The following is a 17985-nucleotide window of genomic DNA, read 5'->3' as shown; positions in this document are numbered from 1 at the left end:
CTCTTATTCCTTGGGCGCCTCAAATTTATAACCAACTCCCCAAACAGTTTTAATCAACTCTGGCTTAGCAGCATCCCTTTCTATTTTTCTCCTTAGCCTTCTAATATGAACTGTTACGGTATCCTCATCCCCTTCAAAATGACTCTCCCAAATTTGTTCTAATAATTGGAGGCGGGAGAAGATTTGGTTGGGATGGGAGGCCATCAGCCAAAGCATGTCAAACTCCTTTGCGGTAAGCGTAACTTCCTTCCCCCATATTCGGACAAGACGGGTAGAATATTCTATATAAAAATTTTGGTAATCCAGTACATCCTTGCCCTTCTTTTCCGGTACAGCTTTGCTTCTTCTTAGAACTGCTTTTACCCTTAGGGCCAATTCCGCGGGACTAAAGGGTTTTGTTTGGTAATCATCCACTCCCATTTTAAACCCAACAATTTTGTCAACAACATCATCTTTGGCAGACAATATGATGATAGGAACATCGACTTTCATCTTAATTTTCTGGGAAGCCTCTAACCCGTCCAGTTTAGGCATCATGATATCCATAATAACAATATCTGGCTTCATGGTGGTGGCTAATTGAACAGCTTGTTCCCCGTCCTTAGCAGTTATTACCCTGTACCCCTCCTGTTCCAGACTATGAGAAACTATTTTAACAATTCTATGATCATCATCTGCAATCAATATCGTTCCGTTATTCATGATTACCCCCCAGACCTTCATTAATAATTAGTTAACTTGGACAAATAAATTATAAAATCCTTCTCAAAATTTACTAATTTTTTTAATGCGTTAAACCTATCTATACGGGACCTTTGTCGTATTCAAAAATACTTTAAAAACAGGTAAGATATGTTTATCCGCTTTTCCCATCCCGCATTTTGCGGGTTTTTTTTTATTCTTTTATCCCCTCTAGTCCACTAGAATTATGTTTGATTTCTCCCTTTATTTAAGTATACTCAATATAAGAAAGCAAATATAAAGGAGTGACCGCCATGGTTAGTAGTCAGGAGCTTATATCGCTTAAGCAAAAAATATTGTTGCAAACGGACCTTCAACCGGCCTTCAACACAACCATTACTGCTATTGATCAGGATAAAAAAATTTTTTGGGTTAACCTTCCCAGGGAGGGTAACCAAGTACTTGTTTTGCAAGAACATCAACAGATAAATATAGGGATCTCACTACCAAAGGGTTTTTATCAAGCAGAAACTTCTGTGGCATTATTGGGAAACTGCAATGAAAAATTCTACGGTTTTGTGATTCCTCCTAGTTTTACAGAAACCCAAGAAAGAAAGTTTATGCGTGTTAACCGTTCAACCAATGTAATATTCCATTTTGGAAACAAAGAAGCTCAAACAGCCCTGGTTAACTTCTCCGCCGGCGGTATCATGGTTTACCTTGTTCCTCATTTGGAAAATATTCTTTTGTCTACTGATATTCTGAAAGCTCATCTTATCTTAGATGATTTTCCCTTTGAGATCGATGTCCAACTATCTTGGAAAAAACAATACGATCATATCCCCTTTGCAGGTTTTAAATTTATTAATATGACTCCAAGTGTTCAGGAAGCTCTTTCTATTTTATCAACAAGATATATAAAGGCAAACACTCATTAACAACAGAATAGTTGTTTTAGAAAATTTTACCTCTAATCTACACTTATCCACATAAAACCACCCTTGTCCACAGGGTTATGCACAATTTATCCACTAATATTTATGAACGACTAATTTCCACTAAACATTCATAAATTTTTGTTGTTAGGGCAACATTATATATCAATTATTGTAGATACCTAAAACAAGGTGATTACATAATGAAAAAAAGCTATTGCCCTAACTGCAAAAAGAATGTTGATCCGACCAAAAAATGGTCCTGGACCTGGTTCCTTATACTTATTCCCATCTACCCCATTTACTACCATTATTTTGCCCCTAAGATATATTGCCCCTTATGTGGTAGCAAAGTCCAAAACACTTCTTAACTTGGAAATTGTTTCAATTATTTTAAATTAATGTAGATAAATGATAAGACAAACTGTGAAGAATATTGTATTAAGGATTTCTACCTTACCAATTTGCAGCGGGGCCATTTCTCTATTGGTGCAAACTATGGCCCTAACAAGGCTGGGTAAATAAGTCATAGAAAGAATCCATTGTTGATGTGTGGCAATTGGTAAGAAAACAAGCAGTCCATGATAGAGCCATGAATAATAGCGAAATAATATATTGTTCTTTTCACGAATCATAGTTTTAACAAAGAACACCGATCCACCGAAAAACAATACACATAAAAACCAGGCATAGATGGCTTCTTCTGTCAATCTTCCAACTGATAGATAGTTGCTGGCCACAGATCCCAGGGACAGGATCACTATGGCACTAAAGTTATTCATCAATCCCCGTTCCTGTTTAGATTTTGCAAAGTAAACATTGACAATAAAGAAGGGGATCATTAGCGCCCCTAGGATCATTAATTCTGGATAATAATAAAGAGGAATTGTCAAACAGACCGCCGCCAACACCCCATATATAAATAGCCATTTTCCATAGAGGCTATAGTTACCTGCATTACGGATAACCATAAGTAGGGGATATGAGAGCAAATAAAGAAATACCCAGCCCATAAAAAGGGGTAGATGCAACCATTTGAGTCCGTGTATTGTTGCCCCAATCACAAATGGAGCCAGCATCATAGCCCATGCTCCGTGTTCTTTTGGTAAAACAATTTTCATTAATAATCACCTCGTCTGCCATTATAGCTAAGGGCTAAAGGCTTGTATGTGCTCAAGGTTACACCTTATCAAAAATATTCCCTTATTACATCTATAGCAACCAAAATGCTCCTACTACAACGAGCAGGAGCACTTTTATCTAAGTTATGAATTTTGGGATATAACCATAGTTTTGCTTTTTTCGTTCCATTGAACCTGATAGCCCAGTGATTCTGCAATCCAGCGAGCAGGCAAGTAGGTACGATCTCCCTTCATAATAGGACTGATATCCAGTTCCTCCACAAGATCATTTTTAATTGCTTGATTAATCCCTACTTGTAATTGAAGAGTAGTATCTTTTCTTTTCAGTGTTACAGTTTCAAAAACATGATGCCATTGAACATCTTGCTCTACCACTCCACAGGCATAGGCTAAATATCGAATGGGTACAAAGATACGACCCTTCTCTATAAAAGGGGCCGCGTCCATCGTATACTGGCTGTTATCAACGACGTATTTATTCATATTTAAATAAAAAACGACATTGTTCGCGGGGGCAGCCATGGCACTGGCTACGCAATTAAATAACAGGGCTAGGGTAAAAACTGTTGCCATGAACTTCTTCATAAAAACCACCTTTGCAAGTTTACTCTACCTTAAATAGACGAAGTAACTTAATCAATGGTTCATGACAAAATTTTCCGTAAGAGACCTTCAAAAGGGAAGACCTCCTCTGTTAGGGTGGTCCTCCCTTTTATTTTACCTTAATAGGATGGATAAAAGACCCAGGGGGTTATTTAGTAAAAGAACATCTGTTACATTAAAGCTTAATGTAATATCTTTTTTCATTTCCAAAGGAACCACTTCCAGTGTAACAGTGGCCCTTGCAGTGGTACCTTTAATTGATATGTCTCGAATATTAGATAGTTTTACGTTGTTTTTTAACTTATTCCTGAATCCGTGAGTTACCTATTCTGTAACCTTATCTTTCAGTAAAATATGTAAAAATTTATATTTTAAGAATTGCCACTAGCATTTAATGAATCTCTCAATAGTATTGAGCTTAAATTTGGCAATAAAAATCTAAGCACTCCTTTTAGTGCAAAGTTTTATCGTTCTGTGGATATTTCTATCTTGCTAAACACACAGAGTAAGCTTGTTTAAATGTTTCAAACCAGGGACTGTGCTTTCCAAATCGTAATTTCTTCTTTCTTGCATGTGAAACTAACCGTGATGCCAACGTGATTAAGTTCTGAATCACCGTCCTAATCCTACGGCGTTCTGCCTGCTTTCGCAAGGGCACATGCTGCATTCTAGTTGTTGATTGTCCTATCATGCGCAACAGATTGTAGGCCACTACTCCAAAATGTAGTATTAGGTTGTTAGTGTCAAATTTGCCAGAGGGCAGTCTTTCTAAATCCAGGTCTGTCTTAAGTTCGCTGTGAAACTGCTCACTGGTGCCATGTTCGTGGTATAGTCTTTCGATTACATGTGGAGGGTCTGGCAATGAGGTCCAATAGGTTTCTGCCTCCACCTGGGGTACGAGAAATATCTGGCCATCTTTACCAAAGGTTCTTTCGGTAATTTTGTAAACTACCCTGATTTCTCTTTTCAGCTCCTTTTTGTATTTCATCATGGAACCATAGTAGACTTTTTTACCTTCACGTTCCTGGCAGTAAATATCTTTATTGTTCTTTGCCAATAGTAGCCACCCTTCAGGGGTTTCTTTGCGAAGGTTTCGCTTAATAATGAAATCAGCCTTAGTATCATCATTTAAGCAAATTTCAATATTACTAGCGCTGTCATTGCCTGAGTCCATCCTTAAAAGCAAAGGCAACTGGGTAATTTTTCTGGCATAGCGAATGCTTTCGGCAACGAATTCTGAGGTGTTCTTTTGGCAATGTTCACTCCCTTGGCGTAGCTCAGTATTTACGCAATAACCTTCCTTTGCTAGATATGCAAAGATGGGAGCGTAACCATCGGTGCCTTTGTAGGTGCGGGAGACCCCTTCTTTTTTGGTGTTGGAGTTATCAAAGGGAGACACATCAATATCTAGTGGAAGATAAGCTCTATTTTCTTGACCCAGGTACACTGGGGTTAGTGGTGCATTTGTTTTTTTGATTAGCCCCGCAGATTCTTCCAACAGGATATTATTCCATTGCTTATCTTTAGCAACCATATCTAATCGTTGGCGAAGGGTTGGGCTTGACGGTGTCTCTTTGATGTTTAACGAGATTGCAAAGAAATTATCTTCTCGAAAGGGTTCAATGTGGTCAAAATCACTCTTGCCTTGGCATAACAAGCCAATGTAGGCAATACCAACACTTCCATTAGAAATATGGGGTTTCTTTTGTTCAGCAGACATTGTATTGTTCAGTCGTGTTTTTATCTTGGTATTAGTCAGTAAGGCTCCGATAAGAGCTAAGCCCGAATGGGTGGTTAGCTCTTCGTCACCTTGTTCAATTTCAAAGATAGTGAGCCTATCATCGTCTCTGTTTTTGGTTTTGATTTTCTTGTTTCTTATCTTTTTCATGTTGCACCCCTGAGGTGAAGATTAGAAATATCGATTAGATGTATATTTCTACATATTCCTTCATTTCCCTATAAATTATGGGGTGAGGCAGAAAATTACTTTACGGATTCAGGTTATTAATTAACTTTTCCGCAACCGGAGTGGCAGCACCTACATATTTCTTTACTACTTCTAGATCCCCATCATTAAGTCCCTGTACCAGTTCAGTCACAGCATTACGAATATCCTGTTCTGTAAGCTTTTTTTGAGTGGATTCTTTGGTTTCACAACCCGTTATGAGAAAACTAAAAAGTAAAAGTAAGGACAAAAAACGCTTCATGTCATTCCTCCCTTAGGTTGGCCCCCATGGCGTTATTATAGCATAATTTGGAAAAGCTTTAAGCAGTAAAATAATCCTACTGTCAGATTTTGTTATGAACCTCTTAAAATTTTCAACCTCTTTACTATTTTTGTCGACTTATGTCATAAAAAATAGTAAAATAATCTTTGTTCAGCTAACTGTGCAACTTATTATACATTTTTAGACAGCTAGCCAACGTACGTATATAGGAAAAAGGAGGAAATTTATGTCAACAAATTCCAGTTCTCTAAAACAACCACGTCCCTTTTACATGATCTTTTTCTTAGAGATGTGGGAACGCTTTGGTTTTTACGGACTTCAGGCTGTATTGGCAACCTTTTTTGTTAAATCCTTGGGTATGAGTGACGCAGAATCCTTTACCATTTTTGGTGCTTTCAGCGCTATGGTGTATGGTTTTGTAGCTATCGGTGGTTTTATTGGCGACAAAGTTTTGGGTACCAAACGCACTATTGTACTGGGTGCTTTTACCATGATGATTGGTTATATTTTAATTGGTATGGCAACCCTAGATAAGAGCCTTGTTTATATTGCTTTGGCCTTTGTAGCTGTTGGTAACGGTTTGTTCAAGGCAAACCCCTCCAGTTTACTGTCAAAGCTCTATGAAAAAGATGACCCACGATTGGATGGCGCCTTTACCCTGTATTACATGTCTGTAAACATAGGATCTTTCATTTCCATGATCTTGGTTCCTATTTTGGGCGGCAAGTTTGGTTTAAGTGTTGGTTTCTATGTCTGTGCCGCAGGATTAATGCTTTCTCTTGCTAGTTTCATCTTCTTCCGCCAGTTAGTTGAGGGAATTGATTCACCTGCGGGCCTGGCACCCATCCATTACCGCAATTTTTCCCTGGTATTACTGGGTGAAGCAGTTCTCATTGGGTTCTCTACCTATATGCTACAAAACCTAACTGTGGCTCACTGGCTTTTATTACTGGTTGGTATCGGCGTAATATCCATCTTTTTTAAAGAGATATTTAAGAGTCAGGGTATTGAACGTAGCAAAATGATTGCCGCTGTAATTTTGATGGTTCAAGCAGTTGTCTTCTTTACTCTGTACCAGCAAATGCCCACCTCCTTAAATTTCTTTGCCATTAAAAACGTAGAACACTCAATTTTAGGGATTGCTGTTAGCAACCCAGAAACCTTCCAGGCCCTGAATCCCTTCTGGATTGTGGTAGCCAGCCCACTTTTCGCTTATCTGTATGCTTACTTCGGTAAGCAGGGGCGCGATTTGTCTATGCCTGGTAAATTTGCTTTGGGTATGGTATTATGCGCAATCAGTTTTTTAATCCTACCTCTGGGTACTAAATTTGCGAACTCCCAGGGTATCGTTTCCGTTTGGTGGTTGGTGGCCAGCTATGGCTTCCAAAGTGTAGGAGAACTATTAATTAGCGGCTTAGGCTTATCAATGGTGGCCAAGTTGGTTCCCCAACGTATGGTAGGCTTTGTAATGGGTGCTTGGTTCCTTACCACCGCAGCCTCCGGTGTTATTGGCGGCTGGGTTGCAACGCTAACTGCAGCACCCAAAGGTGTAACTGATCCTCTACAAACCCTGCCCATATATTCCAAGGTGTTCCTGCAAATTGGTGAGGTTACCGCTGTGGTGGCTGTGATTATGATTATAACCGTACCCATTCTCCGTCGTATGATTGAGGGTAACTCACAGCAAAATAAAAAGGAACAACAAGCTGCCTAAAACATTAAATCCCGGGGATGATTCCCTGGGATTTTGTTATAAATGCTTTTGTCCTTCCGGGCTAAAATTAGGTAAAATATTTTAGTTGAATTTTCCCTGCTTATTGATAAAATGTATTAGGATATATTAATTATTCTAAGCATCAGAGGGATGAACATGACTTTACTATCTTTATTAGATATGATAGGCACCTTTGCCTTTGCCTTAACCGGTGCATTGGTGGCCGTAAGAAAAGAAATGGATTTATACGGAATTCTACTTCTATCTTTTGTTACTGCCATCGGCGGTGGAACCACTCGTGATCTGTTACTAGGTAATACGCCTGTATTCTTTTTAAACCAGCCCTCTTATTTTTACATATCCTTACTGGCTGGATTCTGTACATTTCTATTTCACAAGGAGTTGTTTAAAATCAATTCCATTATTTTGATTTTAGACGCCTTGGGACTGGGACTCTTCGTATGCGTTGGTGTTTCCATAGCCCTCAGTGCCCACATCTCCTTCACAGGAGCTGTGATATTGGGCGTTGTTACAGGGACTGTGGGTGGTATTATTCGGGATTTATTGGCCGGAGAAATCCCCACTGTACTTGTTAAAGACTTCTACGCTCTCATCTGTGTGGTGGGCGGAATTCTTTACGTATATCTGCATCATTTAAATGTGCCCCATGATATAACGTTGCTTGTAAGTGCCAGTGTTATCTTTTTCTTACGATTGGCAGCTATCAAATTAAAATGGAATTTTGTTAAGGCCTCCCGCTCTTCCCTTTTACAATAAAATAGTAAAAAATATAAAACCTGTTTCATAGAGCTTTTCTATAACAGGTTTTTATTTTTTTAAATATTTTATATGATAAATTTAATCCAGTTGGTTGATTAAAATTGCTGGGATTGTTCATTAAATAAACTATGATCTGCTTTATTCTTACTAACTAAACTATTGCCTTTTCCAGCAACAACTCCTAAAATTATTCTTATCATCCTAAAATTCAAGTTATATGAGGTATTATTATGGATAAACAATATACTAAAGAACAGTTTATTGGCATCATTGCAGCGGCAGGTTCCTACCTGCTATGGGGCATACTTCCCATCTACTGGAAACTGGTTCAGAAGGTCCCTGCCCATGAAATTCTGGCCCATCGAATTGTTTGGTCCTTTATGTTTATGACATTATTACTGTTAACCATTGGTAAGTTGCGTGCTTTTATTACAGAGTTTTATATGATTGCTTGTCAGCCTAAAAAGCTTTTTGGTATGTTCATGGCCTCAGCCATTATTAGCATCAACTGGTTCACCTATATCTGGGCTGTGAACCACAACCACATTTTGGACACAAGCTTGGGTTATTATTTAAACCCTTTAATAAGCGTATTGCTGGGCATTTTTGTGCTAAAAGAAAAACTTTCTTTCTGGCAAATGTTCTCCTTTTTTTTAGCCAGCATTGGCGTTTTGAACATGGCTTTTCATGTTGGTACAATACCCTGGGTTACCATTGTCTTGGCCTTCAGTTTTGCTCTTTATGGTTTAATTAAAAAAGTTGTCAATGTTGGAGCTATTGCCAGCATAACCATTGAAACTTTGTTCATGATGCCCTTTGCCTTGCTCTATCTGGGCTATGTTCATAAAAACAGTATGGGTGCCTTTGGTTTCCAATACCCTACACTGTCCATGCTACTGATGGGAGCTGGTGTCGTTACAGCAGTGCCGCTAATTCTTTTTTCCAGCGGAGCTAAAAGACTTCCCCTTTCCTTCATAGGGTTTATACAGTATATGTCTCCAACCATAACTTTGCTTTTAGGAGTTTTTCTTTACCACGAATCTTTTAATCGTATACATCTTATTTCCTTCTCCTTTATATGGTTTGCATTAATTATTTTTTCTTTGGCCAAAACCAAACCCTTTATGCAATTAGAAACAATCCTCCATAAGAAAATGACCTTTAAGAAAAATGAAGCTACCCAATAAACAAGGAATTATTTATTTACAGGAAACCCATTATGATTAGCATCCGTATTGATTTTCTATCAAACACGGTCCATAATAAAAATGAGGAGTCTTCTATGCCGCCCTGCAGTATCTTACTGTGGGACGGCAGCTTCTTTTTCTAGATTTTTTTAGATTTCAATGGGCAAGGCCCCGGATTTCCGGGGCCTCGTCCTTTTAGAATTTTATAGTTTAAAAGTTTTTACGATACCATTTAAATCTTCTGCCATTTTAGCCATCGCCGAGGCAGAACCGGTAACTTGCTGCACGATAGCACTCAGTTGTTGGGACGAACCAGCTAAATCCTGAGTACTGCTACTAATTTGCTCGGCCCCAGCAGCTATCTGACTAACAGCTGAACTGGAAGAGGCCACGGACTGGGATATTTCTTGAAAGGATAATCCAGTATTTTCTATGGCCATTGTTACTTGCTCGGCCTTACTACGGCTGGTACCCATGTCATTTAGTACGGTGTCTACCCTGCGTTGTATTCTTAGAATTAAGTCTTTAATATCCTTTGCAGCATTGGCTGATTGCTCTGCCAATTTCCGTACTTCATCGGCTACCACTGCAAAACCCTTACCCTGCTCACCGGCCCTGGCCGCTTCAATGGCAGCATTAAGGGCAAGTAAATTGGTTTGGTCCGCTATTTGGGTTATCACGTCAATGATCTTACCAATATTTTGCGACCGTTCATGAAGAATCTTAACAGATTCCGAAACAGTACTAACACTTTCTTTTAAGTTATTTATTTGTGCTACGGAATCCTCGGCCAGTTCGTTTCCCCTTTGTGCTTTTGCATTGACTTGTTCCATATCCGACGCTGCTTGCCGTGAACCTGCCGCACTTTCTTCCGTAACAGCAGCCACCTCAGTGCTGTTGGCAGCCATGGTGTCGATGGTGGCGTTAACTTCTTCGCTTACCGCAGCCAATTCTTGGCTTTTACTGGTAAGGATTGAGGAGTCTTCTGCCAAACGCCCAATAATTTGCTTTAAATTATCGGCCATTTTATTAAAGGCTTGGGCCAAATCGTTCATTTCACTATTCACATCGATTTTTAACTCATGGGTGAGATCTCCCTCTGCCAGGGCCAGAGAACCTGTCTTTAATTGTTCAATGGGTTGCAATACGTTTTTACGTATACGCCATAAAACCACAGCAACGGCTAACGCTAATATAACAACGCCACTAAGAATTATATTTATAATTGCTTTATTAATTAATTCACTGGTAAATTCTTTTGATATTCCTACATAAAACATCCCTACAACATTATCATTCTGATCAAAGATAGGTTTGTAAGCAGTTTGATAGGTGATTCCTAGTACATTAGCCTCACCAAGATAAGTTTGTTTCTTTTTAAGAACTATCTCTGCCACCTCGTCTGCTGCTTTAGTTCCTACGGCCCTGCTGCCATCTTCCTTCTTGACGTTGGTTGCAATTCTAGTCCCATTTAAAAAGATTGTACAGGTGTCATTGGTTAATTGAGCAACTGAATCAACAATATCACTATTGTTATTCATTAAGGTATTTCCTTTATACAACTTGTCCCCTTCTACTCTCCAAGGACCCGGGGCTGTTTGATTAATGAAGACTTCACCTAAGGCTAAGTCACTTCTGGCTTTTTCCATGGCTAACATGTTGGTTGTTTTGTCTACCAGACGATAGGACTCAAACCCTGTGACCGCAATAGCGAGTACTAAAACCAGTATTACAATTCCCATTATCTGAAACTTTATGGATACCTTCCCCATAGCTGCCCCTCCAAACTTTTCCGTCAATGATGTTTTTTACTACATTGTATCACTTTTGGTTCATATTTCTACATTTTTTTACAAAGCAATGGATAAAGCAAGATATACTGCTGTCCCCCAAATAATCAGAGCGGAAATTTTATTTACCCTGTTGAGCCATTTTCCTTGTTGGTCAAATTCCCCTAATATACGACCGGCCAAGGCAAATAATATCAAGATACGTGATAGACAAAAACCGGGGCAACCCCCGGTTAATTTATTTGTATAGACTTTTAAACTGTTTAACAGCCTCTGCAATACCTTCAGCTATAGCCATTTGATTATTCTCGTTAAATAAAAAGTTTTCTTCCTCGGAATTAGAGACAAATCCTGTCTCTATGAGAACCGAAGGCATTTTGGTATGTTTAATAACATAAAACCCTGCTTCCTTTACCTTACGGTTTACCTGGTTAGTTCTGGCCAAAACAGCATTGTGGATGAGATTGGCCAAGGTTTTGTCACTGCCGTAAAAGGAATAGGTTTCTAATCCTGATACTGCCTTATTTTCTGCGGCATTGGCGTGTATACTGATAAAACAAAGGGGATCACTTTTATTAGCCAACTGAGCTCTTTCATCCAGAGACAGGAACGAAGCATCGTCTTCCCTTGTCATCACCACAGTAAACCCTTCATTTTGTAAGATGCCCTTTAATTTATCTGCGATGGCAAGGTTGACCATTTTTTCCCATCTACCACTGGCGCCAACGGTTCCTACATCCTTGCCACCGTGACCGGGGTCTATGACAATAACGTTACTTTGGCCATTCACTACTTTATGGGTATACCCTTCCTCCGGTGGTGGTGCCTCCCGCCTAGTCAAAGTAACAACCAGTTTATCCGCCATTTGCTTGGCCTCATAAGCAGTGGTTTTACGATCCTTTAACTGAATTACGACTCTTGTTACATTTCCTGGATGGACACCCAATTTTATTGCATCAATAAATTGGCTGTTCACCTCTGGGTCTGCACTAACTTCATTTGCCGTATCCATTAGGTCAAAGACAATCCGATCAGGGTTCTTCAATTCAAATACCTTATTGGTGCCTTCTTTTACCTCTATCTCAATAACGGACTTTTCTTCGGTTTCCTCATATGAAACGTTAGTTAATTTTCTGTCAGCCGGTACCGACGTAGGCCCATCCTTAACAGAGTTATTTTCGCTTCGTTCTATGATAACCTTCTTTTCAGTGCCAATCCAACTTACCCTTGCACCCAGTTGCTCGCTGATAAATCTCAGCGGAACCATTGTACGATTATCCAGCATCAGGGGCGGTACATCCAGCTCCAAGGGTTGATCATTTACATATGTAATTTTATTTTGAAGTTGTAACCTCAGTGTTTTGTGCTGATCTTGAATTTTTACCGTTTGAGAGTCCTTTTCCCAATCAACCAGAGCTCCCAATGACTCGGAGATAACTCTTAAGGGGACCAATACCCGACCGTCTATGATTTGCGGTGATACATCACTTTTTACCGGTTGATTATTTATGATTAATTCAGGCGTTTTTGCCAAGGCCGGCGTAACTGTTAACAAGAAGCAGATTGTAATAATTGTGCTGATTAATTTTTTCATGTTATTCCCCCCTACGAAATTATACTAAATAATATAGATGTTTTGGGGGTAATTTAACTTTTTTGTTAGAAAACATCTTAAAATATCACAACGTTTTATTAACGGTACGTTGAATCCTCTCCAAGCCTTCCTTGCGAACAGACCTAGGGCAGCCAAAATTTAAACGTACAAACCCTTCCCCCTGCAAACCAAAGGCTGACCCGGTATTAATCCCAACCATGGCTTCGTGATAAGTAAAAAAAGAGGCAATAGCCTCTTTTTTTACTTATCATTTAATAAATGCCCCCTGCAAGTCCAAAACTCCAATTGCCATTATCCTTTTACCATCCTCTTTCTTGCATACGGTGTTCAGTAGGAATACTGGAGATTTCCATACCTGGCATTGCCTCTCCTAAATCCTTTGATATTTCTGCTAATATTTTTGGATCATTATAATGGGTGGTTGCTGCTACGATGGCTTTAGCTCTGGATGCAGGATCATTAGATTTGAAAATACCGGAACCTACGAAGATACCATCACAGCCCAGTTGCATCATTAGGGCAGCGTCCGCAGGAGTTGCAATACCACCAGCAGCGAAATTCACAACCGGTAATTTACCTAATTCATGGACCTGTAATACTAGATCATAGGGAGCTCCCATTTCTTTTGCTGCAGTCATAAGCTCATCCTTTGGCATATTGTGTACCATCCGAATTTCACTCATAACTTGTCTCATATGACGCACAGCCTCTACAACATTACCAGTACCCGGTTCACCCTTGGTACGAATCATAGCAGCACCTTCGCCAATCCTACGTAGAGCTTCGCCCAGGTTTCTTGCACCACAAACATAGGGTACTTTAAATTGGTGTTTGTCGATATGGAAAACTTCATCTGCAGGAGTTAAAACTTCACTCTCATCAATGTAATCAACACCAAGAGCTTCTAAAATCTGAGCTTCAACAAAATGTCCAATTCTCGCCTTTGCCATAACTGGAATGGTTACAGCTTCCATAATGCGTAATATAATATTGGGGTCTGCCATCCTAGCCACTCCACCAGCAGCCCGAATATCAGCAGGTACTCTTTCTAAAGCCATTACAGCACAAGCACCGGCCTCTTCAGCGATTTTTGCTTGTTCAGGGGTGGTAACATCCATAATTACCCCGCCCTTAAGCATCTCTGCAAGACCTTTTTTAACGGTCCATGTTCCTTTTTCAGCCACGTATTTTCCCTCCAATAAGTTTGTTTGCAATACTACACTTATTTTGAGCATTCTGCATAATCAAAAATCCCTATAAAATTAATTAACATTTTTCCCAATGCTATAATAAGTTTCTTTTCATGGTTAGATTCAATAGTGGATAAAATATAAAAAGGTGAAGCTCTTAGAGCCTCACCCACATTGTTTATGTAGCTTGCTCATCCAGTTCCAGGTTGGTTTCACCCAGTTCTCCTTCCCATTTGGAGACAATCAGGGCGGTAGTGTTGTCACCGAATACGTTAAGAGAGGTTCTGGCCATATCCAGAATTCTGTCCACTCCAGCCACCAGTGCAATACCTTCCAGCGGCAGGCCAATGGAGGTAAATACCATTGTCATAACTACCAGTGCCATTGAAGGAACACCTACAGAGCCAATGGAGGCCAATACAGCCATTAGCAGAATGGTTAATTGTTCACCACCGGTTAAGGGAATATTATAAACCTGAGCTACAAATACGGCTGCTAAGCCAAGGTAAATGGCGGCACCGTCCATATTAATGGTGTTACCCAGAGGAATGGTAAAGCTAGCAACGTTTTTAGAAGCACCCAACTTTTGGGTAGACTTGAGGTTTAGTGCCAGGGCAGCGGCACTGGAGCAGGTGCTGAAAGCAACCAGCAGGGGCTCAGCAATGGCCTTAAAGTATTCTCTCCAGCTCTTACCAGCAATAAATTTAATAGGAAGCAGGTATACCAGGATGATGTGAATAACAGAGACCAGGTACATTGCCACAATCAACTTTATTAAAGGAAGCAACACTGCGGCACCGTTTTTAGCCACTGTAAAGGTGATTAAAGCAAAGACACCATAGGGAGCAAAGTTCATTACAATACCGGTTAACTTGATCATAACATCAGTTACCATTTCAAAGATATTTAGAAGAGGCTTCCCTCTTTCGCCAATGGCGTTCAAGGCAAAACCAAAGAACACGGCAAAGAAGATGACTTGCAGCAGGTTGCCTTCTGCGAAGGCCTGCAGTGGGTTGATGGGAACAATGTTCAGTAAAGTGTCTACGATACTGGGGGGAACAATTTCCTTAGCCTTGAGCCCTTCGGTGGAAAGGCTTAGTCCTACACCTGGTTTAATTAAATTGGCAAAAAAGAGCCCTAATCCCACAGCCACAGCCGTGGTCCCAAACATCCAGGCAATACTCTTGGAAGCAATGCTACCTAACTTCCGGGAATCACCGATACTGGCTGCACCGGCCACCAGAGAAGCAAAGACAAGGGGAATAACAACCATACGGATTAAGCGAATAAACAAATCACCAACTGGTTTTACATAATCTACATTCCAACCAGCCTTTTGAAAAATCAAACCTGCAATCACACCGGCAATTAAACCAATACCCATCTTAGCGGGTAAACCCATTTTCTTGTTTTCTGCCATATTACGTCCTCCAATCAGATATTTTTTATAAATTTGGTTGGGGGAATTCATTTTTAATTTAGAAGGGATTGCAAGACATCCCTTCTGGGTGTATTATGGTAGTCGGATTTTAATTTTTGTATTTGTCCCCGACAAATGATATTTGCCGGGGGTTGTTTTTTATCTTTCTATACTTTAGGACCTATGCTTCTGGAATATCATCATTGGGTTGCAACAAAGGAACATTTACCTTAACAGTTTCAGGATATTTTAGACCGGTACCGGTGTTCAGCAGAACAACCTTCTCGTCCTCTTTTATCCAGCCTTGTTCTCTCAGTTTTTGTGCCGCAGTGTACAAGGAAGCACCCTCGGGGCAAACAAAGGCACCTTCTTGTGCTGCCAGTACTGCCTGAGCCTTAAGAAGATCTTCATCACCGATGGCAATGGCGCAACCATTGGTTTTGTAGATGGCATCCAGTACTAGGAAGTCACCCAGAGCTTTGGGTACAGTAATACCAAAGGCACAGGTATAAGCATTGTTCCAGAATTCGGATTCTTTTTTGCCCTCTTGCCATGCTTTTACTATGGGTGCACAACCTTCCGCCTGTACAGCTACCAGACGGGGCATTTTTTCTCCAATCCAGCCGATAGCCTGTAATTCTTTTAGGGCTTTGTAGATACCGATGATCCCTACACCACCGCCAGTGGGATAAAGGATAACATCAGGAACTTCCCAGTTGAATTGTTCTACAATCTCTAGACCCATCGTTTTTTTACCTTCAATACGATAGGGCTCTTTTAAGGTCGAAACATCAAACCAACCGTATTTTTGCACAGCACGGGCCACAATTTTACCAGCATCACTGATCAGCCCATCCACCAGGTAGAGATCCGCACCAGTAATGGCACACTCGTTACGGGTAATTTCAGGAGCATCCTGAGGCATAACAATTACCGATTTAATGCCAGCTCTGGCACCATAGGTGGACCAAGAAGCACCTGCGTTACCATTGGTGGGCATAGCCAGGGTTTTAATACCCAGTTCCTTTGCTCTGGATACCCCAACGGTGGCTCCTCTGGATTTAAAGGTACCAGAGGGGATAATTCCTTCGTCCTTCAAGTACAGGTTGTTTAAACCAATGGCAGGACCTGCTTTCTCCATTTTAATCATGGGGGTCATGCCTTCACCCAGGGATACCAGATTCTTTCTGTCTTTTAAGGGAAGCAGTTCCCAGTAACGCCAGAGGCTGGGCTCACGGTCCTTTAAATCTTCCTTGTGGAAATTTTCCTTCACTGCCTCCAAGTCATAGCGAACAACCAGCGGACCGCTGCACTCAGGGCAAAGCTGACGAACTTCTTCACTGTGATAGTGTTTTCCACATTTGGCGCATTCCAGATGAGATACGTAGCTCATTACAAATTCCTCCTAGTAAATAATGTTTAGAAAATTACTTAATTAGTACAATTGCTTCGATTTCCACCTGTACATTCTTGGGCAGGCAGGAAATTTCTACGCAGGCACGGGCTGGAGCCTCTTCGTTAAAGAACTCGCCATAGGTTTCATTCACTTTAGCAAACTGGTTCATGTCCTTCACAAACACAGAGGTTTTTACAACATCCTTCAAACTAGAGCCGGCCTCTTCACAAATGGCCTGCAGGTTTTTAATACATTGTCTGGTTTGTGCTTGTACATCCCCTTCAACCACATTGCCTGTGGTAGGATCAATGGGAATTTGGCCAGAGATAAACATTAGGTTGCCAACCTTTACTGCTTGGGAATAAGGTCCGATTGCAGCCGGAGCCTTATCAGTGCTGATAATTTCTTTGTTCATGGAACGTCATCACCTTTCAACTAAATTATGTTATTGGTCCGGTTAGACCGGTCCTCTTCTAGGTAGTTATAGACTGTATACCGGGAAACTCCCAGTACAGCTGCTACTTTATCCACGGCCCCTTTAATCATAAAAACACCTTTAAGGTCAAGCTCGCGGACAACTTGCATCTTGTCTTCCTTTTGCATATTTGCCACTGGTACGGTCAAGTTTTTGATAACCTGACCAATCATGTTTTCCAGCACCTCTGTAACATCAGAAGCAAAATCCTCAACACTGTCACTGGATTGTTCTTTGTCGCCAAAACCAACAAATTCTTCGATGTGCCCCTTGTGGGTTAATAAATCACTGATGTCGTAGTTAATACACAGGCAGCCAATGATTTTTCCTTCTTCGTTTCTGGCAAAAATGGTTGATGATTTTAATATCCTGCCATCCTTGGTAACATTCTTATAGCCAATCAAATCCGGACAGCTGTCACCATATTTCCTTACGCCTTCTAACACAATGTTTGTAATAGGCGCACCCTTTTCACGCCGTGTGATACTTCCTGCGACATATATTAAGGAATTTTCCGGTGTACGTAGATCGTGAACAGCCACTTCGCAGTATTTGCCGAAGGTCTGTACCAACCCTGTGGCAATGGGGATCAGGATCTGCAATTGATGCTGGGTTTCTGTTATTTGACCTGTCATTAAATCGTCCCCCCTTTAAGAAAAACTTGTCTACGCCATAACTCTAGCATTTGGGCACTAACGGTGGCCTTCGTGCGTTTATTTATGTTTCATTTCTACTTTTTTCAACAAATTCCTTTAGTTTCTTAAAAAAAATTAGTAAGTTTATAAAAAAAATTTAATTGTTTTATCTTATTTTTTTAGCAGGTTTTTAT

16 protein-coding genes are annotated in these 17985 nt (G+C 40.4%); 4 read left to right on the top strand and 12 right to left on the bottom strand.

Going from position 1 to position 17985, the window contains the following annotated elements; genetic code table 11:
* Window positions 1–3: 3 nt before the first annotated feature.
* Window positions 4–702 (bottom strand): response regulator transcription factor, encoded by a 699-nt coding sequence (locus DRED_RS03405; RefSeq protein ID WP_011877006.1) that lies wholly within the window; start codon window positions 700–702, stop codon window positions 4–6.
* A 293-nt stretch (window positions 703–995) separates the two neighbouring features.
* Between DRED_RS03405 and DRED_RS03400 the strand changes: the two genes are divergently transcribed.
* Window positions 996–1619 (top strand): PilZ domain-containing protein, encoded by a 624-nt coding sequence (locus DRED_RS03400; RefSeq protein ID WP_011877005.1) that lies wholly within the window; start codon window positions 996–998, stop codon window positions 1617–1619.
* A gap of 395 nt (window positions 1620–2014) precedes the next feature.
* Here DRED_RS03400 and DRED_RS03395 read toward each other — a convergent pair whose 3' ends face one another.
* The 4 genes from DRED_RS03395 to DRED_RS03375 form a co-directional block, all read right to left on the bottom strand.
* Complete coding sequence (locus tag DRED_RS03395; protein WP_011877004.1) at window positions 2015–2737, bottom strand: YwiC-like family protein; 723 nt, start codon at window positions 2735–2737, stop codon at window positions 2015–2017.
* A gap of 144 nt (window positions 2738–2881) precedes the next feature.
* Window positions 2882–3343 (bottom strand): stalk domain-containing protein, encoded by a 462-nt coding sequence (locus DRED_RS03390; protein WP_011877003.1) that lies wholly within the window; start codon window positions 3341–3343, stop codon window positions 2882–2884.
* A 502-nt stretch (window positions 3344–3845) separates the two neighbouring features.
* Window positions 3846–5249: an IS1380-like element ISDre4 family transposase gene (locus tag DRED_RS03380; RefSeq protein WP_011876571.1), complete on the bottom strand. Its 1404-nt coding sequence runs from the start codon at window positions 5247–5249 to the stop codon at window positions 3846–3848.
* 100 nt (window positions 5250–5349) lie between these two features.
* Window positions 5350–5568, bottom strand: coding sequence for a hypothetical protein (locus DRED_RS03375; RefSeq protein WP_011877001.1), 219 nt, complete (start codon window positions 5566–5568; stop codon window positions 5350–5352).
* Between the two features lie 247 nt (window positions 5569–5815).
* Between DRED_RS03375 and DRED_RS03370 the strand changes: the two genes are divergently transcribed.
* The 3 genes from DRED_RS03370 (at window position 5816) to rarD (ending at window position 9270) form a co-directional block, all read left to right on the top strand.
* Complete coding sequence (locus tag DRED_RS03370; RefSeq protein ID WP_011877000.1) at window positions 5816–7303, top strand: oligopeptide:H+ symporter; 1488 nt, start codon at window positions 5816–5818, stop codon at window positions 7301–7303.
* Window positions 7304–7459: 156 nt separating this feature from the next.
* The gene (locus tag DRED_RS03365; RefSeq protein WP_011876999.1) at window positions 7460–8080 is read left to right on the top strand and encodes a trimeric intracellular cation channel family protein; all 621 of its coding nucleotides are present in this window, start codon (window positions 7460–7462) and stop codon (window positions 8078–8080) included.
* Window positions 8081–8313: 233 nt separating this feature from the next.
* Window positions 8314–9270 (top strand): EamA family transporter RarD, encoded by a 957-nt coding sequence (rarD, locus tag DRED_RS03360; RefSeq protein WP_011876998.1) that lies wholly within the window; start codon window positions 8314–8316, stop codon window positions 9268–9270.
* Window positions 9271–9473: 203 nt separating this feature from the next.
* On the opposite strand, the gene DRED_RS03355 is transcribed toward rarD, so the two are convergent.
* The 7 genes from DRED_RS03355 to DRED_RS03325 all read right to left on the bottom strand — a co-directional run bounded on the left by DRED_RS03355 (window position 9474) and on the right by DRED_RS03325 (window position 17791).
* Entirely contained in the window at window positions 9474–11042 is a 1569-nt protein-coding gene (locus DRED_RS03355) for a methyl-accepting chemotaxis protein (RefSeq protein WP_049755845.1), read from the bottom strand.
* A 256-nt stretch (window positions 11043–11298) separates the two neighbouring features.
* Entirely contained in the window at window positions 11299–12654 is a 1356-nt protein-coding gene (locus tag DRED_RS03350; protein ID WP_011876995.1) for an N-acetylmuramoyl-L-alanine amidase family protein, read from the bottom strand.
* 320 nt (window positions 12655–12974) lie between these two features.
* Complete coding sequence (gene pdxS, locus DRED_RS03345; RefSeq protein WP_011876994.1) at window positions 12975–13859, bottom strand: pyridoxal 5'-phosphate synthase lyase subunit PdxS; 885 nt, start codon at window positions 13857–13859, stop codon at window positions 12975–12977.
* Between the two features lie 184 nt (window positions 13860–14043).
* Complete coding sequence (locus tag DRED_RS03340) at window positions 14044–15285, bottom strand: dicarboxylate/amino acid:cation symporter (RefSeq protein WP_011876993.1); 1242 nt, start codon at window positions 15283–15285, stop codon at window positions 14044–14046.
* A gap of 181 nt (window positions 15286–15466) precedes the next feature.
* Window positions 15467–16678, bottom strand: a complete 1212-nt coding sequence (locus tag DRED_RS03335; RefSeq protein ID WP_011876992.1) for a threonine synthase — start codon at window positions 16676–16678, stop codon at window positions 15467–15469.
* A gap of 34 nt (window positions 16679–16712) precedes the next feature.
* The gene (locus DRED_RS03330; protein ID WP_011876991.1) at window positions 16713–17096 is read right to left on the bottom strand and encodes a RidA family protein; all 384 of its coding nucleotides are present in this window, start codon (window positions 17094–17096) and stop codon (window positions 16713–16715) included.
* A 20-nt stretch (window positions 17097–17116) separates the two neighbouring features.
* Window positions 17117–17791, bottom strand: a complete 675-nt coding sequence (locus DRED_RS03325; protein WP_011876990.1) for a helix-turn-helix transcriptional regulator — start codon at window positions 17789–17791, stop codon at window positions 17117–17119.
* Between the last annotated feature and the right edge of the window lie 194 nt (window positions 17792–17985).

The organism is Desulforamulus reducens MI-1, from assembly GCF_000016165.1.
GTDB lineage: Bacteria > Bacillota > Desulfotomaculia > Desulfotomaculales > Desulfotomaculaceae > Desulfotomaculum > Desulfotomaculum reducens.
This window is presented reverse-complemented; position numbering and strand designations above follow the sequence as displayed.